Origin of the sequence: Leisingera sp. ANG-S5 (assembly GCF_000813925.1) — a bacterium.
Taxonomy (GTDB): Bacteria; Pseudomonadota; Alphaproteobacteria; order Rhodobacterales; family Rhodobacteraceae; genus Leisingera.
Genome location: NZ_JWLH01000002.1, coordinates 1 through 13,126 on the forward strand (window position 1 = coordinate 1; position 13,126 = coordinate 13,126).

Consider the following 13,126-nt stretch of genomic DNA (forward strand, 5'->3'; position numbering starts at 1 on the left):
CTTTTCAGGGGAGCACGTCAAAGATTTTACTGGGCAGAATTGCAAAGTAGGTGACGAATTTTTTTTTGGGGGGGGCTGTGCGATAACCCCTTGATTTTATTATGTCGAGTTTCGTCGAGTTGCAAACTGTTGAGGGATTTTACAACACACCGTGCCTTTTCCGGATTCCACAATTTCGGTTTTCCAGCCTGAAAAATGAACCATGAAAATAAGGGCGGAGCACAATGCTCCGCCCTCATTCGTTCTTACACTGGCCTTGTTGTTAGCTTTTGGTGCGCGCGGTATTCCCGCGGCTCTTCTTGATGGTGCCTTCGGATCTCGTCTGCAAAGCAAGTCGATGGCGCCGGGCAATACAAGGCTTTCTAACGTCTGGTTCTGTCGCTTGGCGAGTGCGGCGCCGCTTCAGACTCCGGCTTGGCTGAAGGGCGAAGCCGCCGCCAGCCTAGCCGGATGGAGCTCCACGCCGCCTCGGAGCGTTTGCGTGGCGCGGGCGGGATCAGAACCGCAGCGACAGGCAGGACATGCCGCCGTCCAGCTTGGCGCAGTCGGTGTTGTCGATCTCGACGATCTCATATCCGGCCTTGTCCAGAACTTCTGCCGTGCGCGGGAAGCCTGCGGCCATCAGCACCAGGTTGTTGAAGCGGATGGCGTTGGCGGCGGCTTCCTCACCTTCGGCCACATGCAGCACCCGGTAGCCTTCGAAACAGCCGGAGGCGTCGAGGCGCTTGGTCGACAGAATGGTCTCGGCGTCCATCAGCGAGCAATCGGTCTTGAAGTGCAGAACGCCTTCTGGAGTGAACACCTCGCGCAAGGCATGGCCCCATTCGGCGGTGATTTCAGCAAGCTCGGCAACGCCTTCCGCGTCGGTCCGGTCGGACCGGCCGACCAGGATCTCCTTGCCGGTCACCAGAATGTCGCCGCCTTCGATGTGGCCGGGTCCAGTGATTTCGCGGACATCATCGTAGCAAGCGCGCAGGGTGGGGGCCATTTCCGCCACCTCACCCAGCCGCGACGGCGCGCCGGGACGCATCAGGATCGCGCCCTGCGGCAAGCAGAGGGCAGTGTCCTCGACAAACTGGGCGTCGGGGAAGGCCTCCAGCGGGTCCAGTTCGATCACCTCGGCGCCGGTGCTCCGCAGAGCGGTGACATAGGCAGTGTGGGCGGCCAGCATGCTGTCGAGGCTTGGATTGCCGGTATCTTCGGCACGCAGGCCTGCAGCGATGGTAGAGGCGGGGCGGCGGGTGATGGCGCGGGTGAACTCAAAGGTTGGGTTTCGCATGAGGTTACTCCTGTCCCGGAACGGGTCCGGGGATGTCGATTTCGAGGATGGAGGGGGTGCCGCGTGCGGCGCATTCCTGAAGAGCAACGGCAACGGTCTGCGGGGTCATGGGAACACGGCTGAACGGAATTCCGAAAGACTGCGCTGTGGCTGCGAAATCCGGCGGGGTGGGGTCGCAGCCGACAACCGCAACGTCCACGGCTTTCATTGAGGAGGCGATCTCTCCATAGCCGCGATTGTTCCAGATCACGAAGGTAATGGGCAGGCCTTCATCCACCGCGGCCATGATCTCAGGCAGCGAGAACTGGGCGCCGCCGTCGCCGGCGATGCAGATCACATGCGCAGATGGATCGGCAATCGAGGCGCCGATGGCGGCGGGAATGCCATAGCCAAGCGCGCCATAGCCGGTGGCAGCATTGAACCAGCCGCCTGGGCGGTCGTGGTCGTAGGAGAGGTTGCCGGCATAGATCGGTTGGGTGGAATCGCCCACCATCAGGGCATTGGGCACCGTGTCACGCATGGCGTTCAGCACTTCCACTTGCCGGCGGTAGTCCGGGCCGATCTCTTCCAGCGCGGCGGCGCGTGTGTGTTCGGCACGGGCCGCGCCTTCGCTGTGCTTTGCTGTGCCGGGCAGCGCATCAAGCAGCGCGGCGATGGCCGCATCAGCGTTGCTCTGGATGGCAAGTTCAGCCTCGTGACGGGCAAGCTGGCCCGGGCAGAGATCGATTCGGATCAGCCCGGCCATGTCAGCCATGCTGCCGGTGGCATACATATCGTAATCTGTCGGCCCCAGCTCGGTTCCCAGCGCCAGCACGCAATCGGCGTCTTCGATCAGTTCCCGGACCGCTTGCAGGCTGGGGCTGGCCGGGACGGTCAGCGGGTGGCCGTGCATCAGCCCGCGGGCGTTGACGGTTTGCACCACAGGCGCGTCGAGGCGTTCGGCCAGGGCCTGCAAGTATTGGTCTGCGGTTTTGGCGCCGCCGCCGGTCAGGATCACAACTTTGCCTGCTGCGCTCAGCCGTTTCGCGGCATCGGCGATCTTGGCCGGATCCGGCGCCATCTGCGCTTCGGCGGGCTTGGAAATGCCGTTTAGCGACGTGGCACCTGCCACGTCCAGCGGCACCTGGATGTGCGTGGGCCCGGGGCGGCCAATTGCAAAGGGCGCGAAGGCGCGATCCAGGGCGGGCTCCAGCTCTTCGGGCCGGGAGACATGTTCTGAGGTCAGCGCCACGGCCTTGGCCAGTGCGTGCTGGTCGGGCAATTCGTGCAGGTGGCCGAGCCCCTTGCCCAGCGTTGCGCTGTCGTTGACGCCGGACACCACCAGCAGGGGGACTGAATCTGCGCGGGCCTGGGCCATCGGAGTCAGCGTGTTAGTGAGGCCAGGGCCGGTGATGACAAAGGCCACCCCCGGCTGTCCGGACACCCGGGCATAGCCATCGGCCATGAAGCCCGCGCCCTGTTCGTGGCGGGGGGTGATATGGCGGATGCCGGAGGCCGCCAGGCCGCGGTACAGCTCCACCGTGTGGACGCCTGGGATGCCGAACACGCAATTCACGCCGCGCGCTTTCAGCCCGTCAACCAGGGCTTCACCAACTGTTTTCACGGTCATGCGGCGCCTCTTGCAAAGCGGTTTGCGTGGGCGGTGATCCGGTCGAGCGCGGTGGCAAAGCTTTCGTCATCAATCGTCAGGGCAACGCGGACCCAATCACGCAAGCTCTCGCCAAAGGCGGAGCCAGGCATGACAGCGACGCCGCCATCCAGAAGGCTCCAGGCATAGGCGTCGCCGTCCATGCCGGTAGCGGAGACGTCGATCAGCGCGAACATGCCGGCCTCGGGGTGGTGGACGCGCAGCCGGGTTTCGGCGTGCAGGCGTTGTTCCAGCAGTGCGGCGCGGGCAGCGAATCGGGCGGTCATGCCTGCGGCGACAGAGGAGCCTTCGCGCACTGCCTTTTCTGTCATGTCGGCGATGAAGGGCTGGTTGCCGAACAGCATGGTTTCCGAAACCGGCAGCAGGGCGGAGCAGAAGGCCTCTGGCCCGGCGCACCAGCCGCTGCGGAAACCCGGTGCAGCGTGGGATTTGGAGATCGAGGAGACTGCAATCACACGCTCGGCCAGCGCCGGGTCGGAGAGGGGTGAGACAAATTCAGCACCCTCAAACACCAAGTGCTCATAAACCTCGTCGGAGATGATCCAGAGGTCGTGTTTCATTGCCAACTCGCCGATTGCGCGCAGGTCCTGCGGTGTCAGGATGGCACCGGTCGGGTTGTGCGGGGTGGTGAGCAGGATGGCGCGGCTGCGCGGGGTGATGCGGGCGGCGATGTCGCTGGCCTGCATCCGGAACCCGGCCTCGGGCCGCAGCGGCACCGGCACCATGTCCGCACCAGAGGCGCGGATCACGCCTTCGTAGGTGGCATACATCGGGTCGCCCACCAGCACCTCGGTGCCGGGCTCGGCCACGCCTTGCAGCACCGCATAAAGCGCGGTTTGGGTGCCGGGAAAGCAGAGGATGTTTTCCGGCCCAAACTCCCGCCCGCGGCTGGTAGAATACGCCTCGGCCAGGGTGGCGCGCAGATGCGCCTCGCCGCGGCCGTCGGAATAGCCGGTGCGGCCTGCGTGCATCGACTGCGCGGCGGCCTCAACCAGTTCGGGCGGGGTTGGCACGTCCGGTTCGCCGATGGTCATTTCCACCAGGTTGGCACCTGTTGCAGCCAATTGCCGTGCCCGTGCGTGCACTTCCCATTTGCCGCCGCCAAGCCCGGCCAGCCGTTCGGTGATTGCTGTCAGCCTCATCAGGTTTCAGCCTCCTGCTCCAAATCCAATCCAGTGATGGCGGCAACCGATTGCCGTCCTATTTCAACAAGTTCGCCTTGCGCAAAGGCATCCGGCAGGGCGCCGCCCTCCAGCCACAGGCCGTCGATCACCGCGTTGCAGGCAATCGCGAGCTGGCGCAGCCGGGCCGCCGGGGCGGGGCGGCCGGCCTCTTCCAGTGCGGCGGCGATCAGGACCTCGAGCCGGTCACGGAAATAGGCGTAGGTGCGCTCGTGGGTTTCCTTCATCTGCGGGTCGTTCTGCACCTTGTTCAGGAAGCTGGCCCACAACGCCAGCGCGCGCGGATCAACCACCGGCGGCGTCAGCGAGCCATCGACAAAAGCCCTGAGCCGCGCCCGGGCGCTGCCTGCCGCCGCACCGGGGGCGAAGGTCAGGTCCGTCATCTGGTTCATATGGTGTTCATAGGCCGAGATGATCAGCTCTTCCTTGGAGCTGAAGTAATGCCGGATCAGACCCTGGGTGACGTCGGCGCGCTGGGCGATGCCCCGCACCGTGGCGCCGCGCACACCGTTCTCCGCCACCAGCTCCAGCGTGGCGAGAATCAGCGCTTCCTTCCGGGCTTCGGCGGATTCGCGTTTGAATTTGCGGCGCTCGTCGGTCACCTCAGCTCCTGTTTTTGTGCTGGCGGAGAAATTATACACTTGCATAATTACGCGAGTCGCGGCTTACTGCAATCGGAAAATTCGGGAAGACGCAAAGATGGACACAGCCACAGCAGCCGCATCCTCACCGGAGACAGACACGCGCCGGGAGGCAATCCGGGTCGAGGACGTGCACAAGTCGTTCGGAAATCTGGAAGTGCTGAAGGGCGTTGATCTGACCGCGCAACAGGGCGATGTGGTGGCCATCATCGGCGGCTCCGGCTCCGGCAAATCCACCATGCTGCGCTGCATCAATTTCCTGGAGACGCCAAGCTCCGGCAAGATCGTGATCGGCGGCGAGGAAGTGGCGATGCGCGGCGACGGCAGCCCGGCCAATCAGAAACAGATTGAACGAATCCGGACCAAGCTGGCGATGGTGTTCCAGCAGTTCAACCTGTGGACCCATCGGACGCTGCTGGAAAACGTGATCGAGGTGCCGGTGCATGTGCTGAAGGTGCCCAAGGCCGAGGCTATCGCGCGGGCGCACGAGCTGCTGAACCGGGTGGGGCTGGGCGGCAAGGAGGACACCTATCCTGCCTATCTGTCCGGCGGTCAGCAGCAGAGGGCGGCGATTGCCCGGGCGCTGGCGGTGGACCCGTCGGCGATGCTGTTTGACGAACCGACCTCGGCGCTGGACCCGGAACTGGTGGGCGAGGTGCTGACGGTGATCCGCGACCTGGCCGCCGAGGGGCGTACCATGCTGCTGGTTACCCATGAAATGAAATTCGCGCGCGAAGTCGCAAACCACGTTGTCTATCTGTACCAGGGCCGCATTGAAGAGCAGGGGCCGCCTGCCGAGGTCTTTGGCAATCCGCAATCAGACCGGCTGAAGCAATTTCTAAGCTCGGTCGCCTGATCCACTACCACCAAAATAAAAACCAACTGGGAGAATAAGATGAAACTGAAAGCATTGCTTGCCGCTGCCACTGCGGCTGCCGCTCTGTCCGCCGGTGCCGCGGCTGCGGAACAGGTGAAAATTGGTATCGCTGCGGAACCTTATCCGCCGTTTGCCTCGCTTGACAGCTCCGGCAACTGGGTCGGCTGGGAGGTCGAGGTGATCGGTGCGGTCTGTGCCGCGGCGGAACTGGACTGCGTGATCACGCCGGTGGCCTGGGACGGAATCATCCCGTCGCTGACCGGCCAGCAGATCGACGCCATCATGGCCTCCATGTCGATTACCGAGGAGCGGATGAAAACCATTGATTTCTCCGACCCTTATTACAACACCCCTGCGGTGATCGTGGCAGACAAGTCGATGGAGATCGATGCAACCCCGGAATCGCTGGCGGGCAAGATTGTTGGCATTCAGGCCTCGACCATCCACCAGGCCTATGCGCAGGAATACTTCAAGGATGCCGAGCTGAAGGTTTACCAGACACAGGATGAAGCCAACCAGGATCTGTTTGCGGGCCGCATCGACGCGACCCAGGCGGACAGCATCGCGATGGCGGATTTCGTTGGCTCGGACACCGGCAGTTGCTGCGAGATCAAGGGCGCGGTTGCGGATGACCCGGCGATCCTGGGCCGCGGTGTCGGTGCGGGCGTGCGCAAGGGTGACGACGAACTGCGCGAGGCGCTGAACAAGGGCATCGCGGCGATCCTGGCCGACGGCACCCACGAGAAGATCACCGCCAAATACTTCACCACCAGCATCTACTAAGGTGCTGCCGTGACCGGACTGTTCGAACTACTGGGCCTCGGCGCCAGCGCAGAGCTGCTGTCGCTGTCGGGCTGGGGAGGCAACCTGTTGCGCGGGCTTGCCAACTCCCTGCAGATCGCCTTTGGCGCTTTTGGGCTGGGGCTGGTGATCGGGCTGTTCGGGGCCTATGGCAAACTCTACGGCGGGAAGGTCACGCGTGATCTTCTCGCCATCTACACCACGGTGATCCGGGCGGTGCCGGAACTGGTGCTGATCCTGATCCTCTATTACGTGGGCAGCGATATCATCAACAAGATCTCTGAAGGTCTGGGCGGCGGCCGGGTTGAGATCAACGGCGTTGCGGCCGGGATCTGGGTCTTGGGCGTGGTGCAGGGGGCCTATGCCACTGAGGTTCTGCGCGGCGCCATCAAGGCGGTGCCGGTGGGCCAGATCGAGGCGGCGAAATCCTATGGCATGCCCGCCTTCATGATCATGCGGCGGGTGACGATCCCGGCGATGATGAGCTTTGCGGTTCCGGGGCTGGCAAACCTTTGGCTGATTGCCACCAAGGACACGGCGCTGCTGGCGGTGGTCGGCTTCAACGAGCTGACACTGGAAACCCGTCAGGCGGCAAGCAGCACGCGGGCCTATTTCACCTTTTTCCTGGCCGCCGGGTTCCTGTACCTGATGGTGACGCTGTGCTCCGGCGCGGTCTTTGCCCGGGTTGAGAAATGGGCACGGCGCGGCCAGCCTTCGCTGAAGGGGGGCACGCGATGACCGGTTTGAAGGATCTGATGCAGCCGCACCGTATCGTGATGATGCTGGTCTTTGTGGCGCTGGTGATCTGGTGCGCCTTTGCGCTGCGCTGGGACTGGATCCCGAAATACGCGCCGCTGGCGCTGGAGGGGCTTTGGGCCACGATCTGGATCCTCGCGGTCTCTACTTTCCTCGGCTTCATGCTGGCGGTGCCGCTGGGGTTGGCGCAGGCGGTGGGACCCTGGTACCTGTCGATCCCTGCGCGCACCTTTTGCACCATCATCCGCGGCACGCCGCTGCTCTTGCAGATCTGGCTGCTTTATTACGGGTTGGGGTCGCTGTTCCCGCAGTTTCCGTGGATTCGTTCGTCTGAGCTGTGGCCCTATCTGCGGCAGGCCTGGCCTTATGCGGTGCTGGCGCTGACCCTGTCTTATGCGGGCTATGAAGGCGAAGTGATGCGCGGCGCGTTTTCCGGCGTCGCCAAGGGGCAGCTGGAGGCTGCGAAGTCCTTTGGTATGCCGCGCTTCACCATGTTCCGCCGGATCTGGCTGCCGCAGGCGGTGCGCAACGTGCTGCCGACCTTAGGCGGCGAAACCATCCTGCAGCTGAAGGCGACGCCGCTGGTGGCGACGATCACGGTGATGGAAATCTATGCGGTATCCTCGCGCGTGCGGGCCGATACTTTTATCGTCTATGAGCCGTTGTTGCTGCTGGCGCTGGTTTACATGGCCATCGCCGGGGTGATCGCATTCGCTTTCCGCCGGTTTGAGAAAGGCTGAAAAGACGGGTGTTTAGCGCGTTTTCCGGACCGGATGATTTTGGTCCGGAAATTCTGATTTATCTGACATACATCAAATAACGGCACTAAAGTTCCCTCTAGTGTCAGCGGCGAATGCAGCAAGAGATTCTTGTAACAGATGCCGCGTACCTTTCTCATACCTTCCGCTTGCGGCGCCGGACTGTTCCGGCGGCTGGCGGGTATGTGCGCCATCTTCATGCTGGTTCTTCAAGCCGCCTTTCCCGGCGCAGCTCAGGCTGCTGTCGGCGGTGAGTGGATCGAGATCTGCGGCGAGTTCGGTGTGGTTGAGATTCAGGTCGCTGCCGGAGACCGCGAAGACAACAAGTATTGCCCTAAGTGCAGCACTTGTGCCCTCTGCGCTGCTGAAACCGGGGCCGGGCCGGTATTCCATCATGCATTCGGTGCCAGCCGGGTGGCAGGCCGCATAGTTTTGCTGCCTACGGGCGCTGCAGTGCCGCCGAACCCGGCGCAGTACTGGCATGATGGCCGCGGGCCTCCGCTGGTGAAAAAGATAGAATCCGAACGCGCCTTCCGCGCGTCCGTGGCTGCCACTCAAAACAAAGGAGAGGCGCCATGGTCCTGACACGCGCCTTCCGGGGCTGGCTGACAGCCCTTGTGATGACACTCACCGCTGTATGTGCGGTGACCGCTGAGGCAGACAGCCTCGACTCCTTCCTGACAGAACTGGCACCCGCTGATCTGGTGCCCGGCGCCGAGGCATTTGGCCCGGTGCGCAGTGATGTGCCGGTGGCGCCGGTGCTGAAGGCGGGCGAGACGGTTGCCTATGCCTTCCTGACCTCAGATTTCGTGGGCACCACCGGCTACAGCGGCAAGCCGATCCATGTGGTGGCCGCGATTGACAACGATGCGGTACTGACCGGCGTGAAGCTGGTCAAACACTCCGAGCCGATTGTGCTGATCGGCATTCCTAATTCCAAGATGGTCAAGCTGACCGAAAGCTATGCCGGGCTGGATCTAAAGGCCGAGGCGGCGGCGGGCGGCGATGCCCATGACCTCGACATCATTTCGGGCGCGACGGTCACGATCATGGTGATCGATGACAGCCTGGTGCGGGCTGGAATTAAAGTGGCCCGCGCGCTGGGGCTGGGCGGCCTGTCACCGGTGCAGGCCGACGGGCCGAAGCGCGAGGTTGATATGGCCCGCGAAGAAGTTTCGGACTGGACCACACTGGCAGGCGACGGCTCTGTTCGGCGGATGACGCTGGACGTGGGTCAGATCAACGCGGCCTTTGAGGCCACTGGCGATCAGCGCGCGATCAAGCGGCCGGAGCCGGGTGCCCCGGACGACACCTTCATTGACATGCATATGGCGCTGGTCTCTGTGCCGTCGATCGGCAAGTCGCTGCTGGGCGAGGCGGAGTACCGGAACCTGCAATCCTGGCTGAAGGAAGGCGAGCACGCCATTCTGGTGCTGGGACGGGGCAGCTACAGCTTCAAAGGCTCGGGCTATGTGCGCGGGGGCATCTTCGACCGCATCCAGCTGATCCAGGGTGATGCCTCGGTGCGGTTCTTTGACAAGCAGCACAAGCGGCTGGGGGAACTGGCAACTGGTGACAGCCCCAGCTTTGCAGAGCTGGACCTGTTCAAGATCCCGGCAGATGCGGAGTTCGACCCGGCTGAACCCTTCCGCCTGCAATTGCTGGTGCAGCGGTCCGTGGGCGCGCTGGAGCGGACGTTCCTGACGTTTGATCTGGGCTACAAGCTGCCGGAACAATATCTGCTGCCTGCCGCGCCTGCGCCCAAAGTGGTGGAAGACGACACCGGTGAGGCGGCTGCGAAGGCCGCGCTTTGGCAGCGGATCTGGAAGGACCGGACGCTGGAAATCAGTGTGCTGGGTGTGATGCTGCTGGTGCTGACGGGGGTGTTTTTCTTCCAGTTCCAGGCCACTGTGAATGCGCGCACCTTCTACTGGTTCCGGATCGTATACCTGACTGTCACCCTGGTGTTCCTGGGCTGGTATGCCAATGCGCAGCTGAGCGTGGTGAACCTGATGGCGCTGGCTGGCTCCTTGCGCAGCGGCTTTTCCTGGGATGCCTTCCTTCTGGACCCGCTGGTCTTCATCCAGTGGTTTGCGGTGGCCGCTGCACTGCTGTTCTGGGGCCGCGGTGCATATTGCGGCTGGCTGTGCCCGTTCGGCGCGCTGCAGGAGCTGACCAACAAGATCGCCCGCGCCTTCAAGGTGCCGCAGATCACTCTGCCGTGGGGCCTGCATGAGCGCCTGTGGCCTGCGAAATACATGATCTTTCTCGGCCTGTTCGGCCTCTCGATGGTATCGATCCCGCTGGCCGAAACCTATGCCGAGGTGGAGCCGTTCAAGACCGCGATCATTCTGAAATTCGTGCGCGACTGGCCGTTTGTTGTCTTTGCCTTGCTGCTGCTGCTGGCCGGGCTGTTCATCGAGCGTTTCTACTGCCGCTACCTGTGCCCGCTGGGCGCGGCGCTGGCGATCCCGGCGCGGGTGCGGATGTTCGACTGGCTGAAGCGCTACCACGAATGCGGCCACCCCTGCCAGACCTGTGCCAACGAGTGCCCCGTTCAGGCCATCCACCCGACCGGTGAGATCAACCCGAATGAATGTGTGGACTGCCTGCATTGCCAGGTTCTGTACCAATCCGAAGCCAAATGCCCGGTTGTGATCAAACAGCTGAAACGCCGGGCCAAGACCGGCAGCCCGGGTCCGGAGATTGCTCTGGGCAGGCCGCCTGCCAATCACCCCAACGCGAACAGGACAAAAGTTTCCTGAAGGAGGACGTTATGTCTGAAGAACTGAAAAACAAACTGCCCGTCACCCGCCGCGGCCTTCTGGGGGCCACCGCCTCCGGTGCCGTTCTGGCGGCCACTGGCGCCGGTTCCGCACTGCTGGGCGCGAAGCCCGCGCAGGCTGCCGGTTTCGGCCTGGAGCCGGGCGAACTGGATGAATACTACGGCTTCTGGTCGTCGGGCCAGACCGGCGAACTGCGTATCATGGGTGTGCCGTCCATGCGCGAGCTGATGAGGGTGCCGGTGTTCAACCGCTGCTCTGCCACCGGTTGGGGCCAGACCAATGAATCGCTGAAGATCCTGACCGAAGGCCTGCTGCCGGAGACCAAGGAATTCCTGGCCGCCAACGGCAAAGTCACCTATGACAACGGCGACCTGCACCACCCGCATATGTCGTTCACTGACGGCACATATGACGGCCGCTACCTGTTCATGAACGACAAGGCCAACACCCGCGTCGCCCGCGTGCGCTGCGACGTGATGAAGTGCGACAAGATCATCGAGATCCCCAACGCCAAGGACATCCACGGCCTGCGCCCGCAGAAGTTCCCGCGCACCGGCTATGTCTTTGCCAACGGCGAGCACGAAGCGCCGCTGATCAACGATGGCCAGATCCTGGATGATCCGTCGCAATATGTGAACATCTTCTCTGCCATCGACGGCGACACCATGGAAGTCGCCTGGCAGGTGATCGTCTCGGGCAACCTGGACAACACTGACTGCGATTATCAGGGCAAATACGCCTTCTCGACCTCTTACAACTCGGAAATGGGCATGAACCTGGCCGAGATGACCGAGAGCGAGCTGGACCACGTTGTTGTCTTCAACATCAAGGCGATTGAAGAGGCAATTGCGGCAGGCGACTATCAGGAGCTGAACGGGGCCAAAGTCGTGGACGGGCGCAAGGAGTCCGGCAAGAACTTCACCCGCTACATTCCGATCCCGAACTCGCCGCACGGTGTGAACGCTGCACCCGACAAAAAGCACATCATGATCAACGGCAAGCTGTCGCCGACGGTTTCGGTCATTGATGTTGAGAAGGTCGATGCGCTGTTCAGCGACAACGCCGATCCGCGCTCTGCCATTGTGGCGGAACCGCAGCTGGGCCTTGGCCCGCTTCACACCGCCTTCGACAACCGCGGCTATGCCTACACCACCCTGTTCCTGGACAGCCAGGTGGTGAAATGGGACATCGCCAAGGCGATCGAGGCCTATGCCGGCGCCGATGTGGACCCGATTATGGACAAGGTTGATGTGCAGTACCAGCCGGGCCACAACTCGACTTCCATGGGTGAAACCGCCGAGGCAGACGGCAAGTGGCTGATCTCGATGAACAAGTTCTCCAAGGACCGGTTCCTGAACGTCGGCCCCCTGAAGCCCGAGAACGAGCAGCTGATCGACATCTCCGGCGACAAGATGAAGGTAGTGCACGATGGCCCGACCTTTGCCGAGCCGCATGACTCGATCCTTGTTCACCGTTCTAAGGTAAACCCGGCGAGCACCTGGCAGCGCAACGACCCAATGTGGGAAGACGCGCGCAAGCAGGCAGAGGCGGATGGCGTCGATCTGGACGACTATCAGGACACCATCATCCGCGACGGCGACAAGGTGCGGGTCTACATGTCGAGCCAGGCGCCGAACTTCAGCCTGGAGAAGTTCACGGTGAAGCAAGGCGACGAGGTCACTGTCTATGTCACCAACCTGGACGACATCGACGACCTGACCCACGGCTTCTGCCTGTCGAACTTCGGCATCGCTATGGAAGTCGGGCCGCTGGCAACTGCCTCTGTCACCTTCAAGGCGGAGCGCCCGGGCGTGCACTGGTACTACTGCCAGTGGTTCTGCCACGCGCTGCACATGGAAATGCGCGGCCGGATGCTGGTCGAGCCGCGGAGCGCGTAACCATGAAACGGCTCCTGCCCATATCCCTGGTTGCGGCCCTTGCCGGCCTGGCGCCCGCGTGGGCGGCGGATTGGGATGTGCCCAATCGGGCAGGGGCCATCGCTGAAACACTGGCGCAGGCGGCGGATGGCGACACCCTCCGCCTCGCCCCCGGCGAATACGCCGAAACCCTGGTGCTGGACCGGCCGGTGACGCTGGACGGGCAAGGCCATGCCACGTTGGACGGACAGGGCAAGGGATCGGTGATCACTGTGACCGGACCGGGCGTGACCGTTCAGAACCTGACCGTTGCTGGCTCCGGCTCCTCGCATCAGGAGATCGACAGCGGCATTAAACTGACCAAGACCGCAAAGGCGCCGCAGATCCTGAACAATGTGCTGCTGGGCAACCTTTACGGCGTGGATATTCACGGCGCTAAAGACAGCCTGGTACAGAGCAACCGGATCGAGGGGCGTCTCGACCGGCACATGAACGCCCGCGGCAACGGGGTTTATGTCTGGA

The 13,126-nt window shown here is 62.9% G+C and carries 11 protein-coding genes and 1 pseudogene; 7 read left to right on the forward strand and 5 right to left on the reverse strand.

The window, feature by feature from the left end; all coding sequences use genetic code 11:
- Positions 1 to 496: 496 nt before the first annotated feature.
- The 4 genes from RA25_RS03610 to RA25_RS03625 are packed head-to-tail and all read right to left on the reverse strand — an operon-like array spanning position 497 to position 4,710.
- A complete protein-coding gene (locus tag RA25_RS03610) occupies positions 497 to 1,279 on the reverse strand; it encodes an arginine deiminase family protein (RefSeq protein ID WP_039148619.1) in 783 nt (260 codons plus the stop codon).
- 4 nt (positions 1,280 to 1,283) lie between these two features.
- Positions 1,284 to 2,888: a 5-guanidino-2-oxopentanoate decarboxylase gene (locus tag RA25_RS03615; protein ID WP_039170379.1), complete on the reverse strand. Its 1,605-nt coding sequence runs from the start codon at positions 2,886 to 2,888 to the stop codon at positions 1,284 to 1,286.
- On the reverse strand, positions 2,885 to 4,069 hold the full coding sequence (locus RA25_RS03620) for a pyridoxal phosphate-dependent aminotransferase (RefSeq protein ID WP_039170381.1): 1,185 nt from the start codon (positions 4,067 to 4,069) through the stop codon (positions 2,885 to 2,887). Before RA25_RS03620 ends, RA25_RS03615 begins: the two co-directional genes overlap by 4 nt.
- Complete coding sequence (locus tag RA25_RS03625; RefSeq protein ID WP_039170537.1) at positions 4,069 to 4,710, reverse strand: TetR/AcrR family transcriptional regulator; 642 nt, start codon at positions 4,708 to 4,710, stop codon at positions 4,069 to 4,071. Before RA25_RS03625 ends, RA25_RS03620 begins: the two co-directional genes overlap by 1 nt.
- A 97-nt stretch (positions 4,711 to 4,807) precedes the next feature.
- On the opposite strand from RA25_RS03625, the gene RA25_RS03630 reads away from it, so the two are divergent.
- From RA25_RS03630 to RA25_RS03645, 4 genes are read left to right on the forward strand one after another with little or no spacing between them, the layout of a single operon-like run.
- Positions 4,808 to 5,605, forward strand: a complete 798-nt coding sequence (locus RA25_RS03630; protein ID WP_039170384.1) for an ABC transporter ATP-binding protein — start codon at positions 4,808 to 4,810, stop codon at positions 5,603 to 5,605.
- A gap of 39 nt (positions 5,606 to 5,644) precedes the next feature.
- Positions 5,645 to 6,409, forward strand: coding sequence for a transporter substrate-binding domain-containing protein (locus RA25_RS03635; protein WP_039170386.1), 765 nt, complete (start codon positions 5,645 to 5,647; stop codon positions 6,407 to 6,409).
- 9 nt (positions 6,410 to 6,418) lie between these two features.
- A complete protein-coding gene (locus tag RA25_RS03640; protein ID WP_039170389.1) occupies positions 6,419 to 7,165 on the forward strand; it encodes an ABC transporter permease in 747 nt (248 codons plus the stop codon).
- Positions 7,162 to 7,923, forward strand: coding sequence for an ABC transporter permease (locus tag RA25_RS03645; RefSeq protein WP_039170391.1), 762 nt, complete (start codon positions 7,162 to 7,164; stop codon positions 7,921 to 7,923). Before RA25_RS03640 ends, RA25_RS03645 begins: the two co-directional genes overlap by 4 nt.
- Positions 7,924 to 7,995: 72 nt before the next feature.
- Here the strand turns inward: RA25_RS03645 and RA25_RS22945 are convergent, their stop codons facing one another.
- On the reverse strand, positions 7,996 to 8,337 hold the full coding sequence (locus RA25_RS22945) for a hypothetical protein (protein ID WP_193747961.1): 342 nt from the start codon (positions 8,335 to 8,337) through the stop codon (positions 7,996 to 7,998).
- A 179-nt stretch (positions 8,338 to 8,516) separates the two neighbouring features.
- On the opposite strand from RA25_RS22945, the gene RA25_RS03655 reads away from it, so the two are divergent.
- The 3 genes and pseudogenes from RA25_RS03655 to RA25_RS23190 all read left to right on the forward strand — a co-directional run.
- Positions 8,517 to 10,706 carry a NosR/NirI family protein gene (locus RA25_RS03655; protein ID WP_039170396.1) on the forward strand — a complete coding sequence of 730 codons (2,190 nt, stop codon included), beginning with the start codon at positions 8,517 to 8,519 and terminating at the stop codon, positions 10,704 to 10,706.
- 11 nt (positions 10,707 to 10,717) lie between these two features.
- Positions 10,718 to 12,625, forward strand: a complete 1,908-nt coding sequence (gene nosZ / locus RA25_RS03660) for a TAT-dependent nitrous-oxide reductase (protein WP_019294814.1) — start codon at positions 10,718 to 10,720, stop codon at positions 12,623 to 12,625.
- 2 nt (positions 12,626 to 12,627) lie between these two features.
- A pseudogene (locus RA25_RS23190) lies at positions 12,628 to 13,126 on the forward strand (nitrous oxide reductase family maturation protein NosD); the annotation flags it as partial.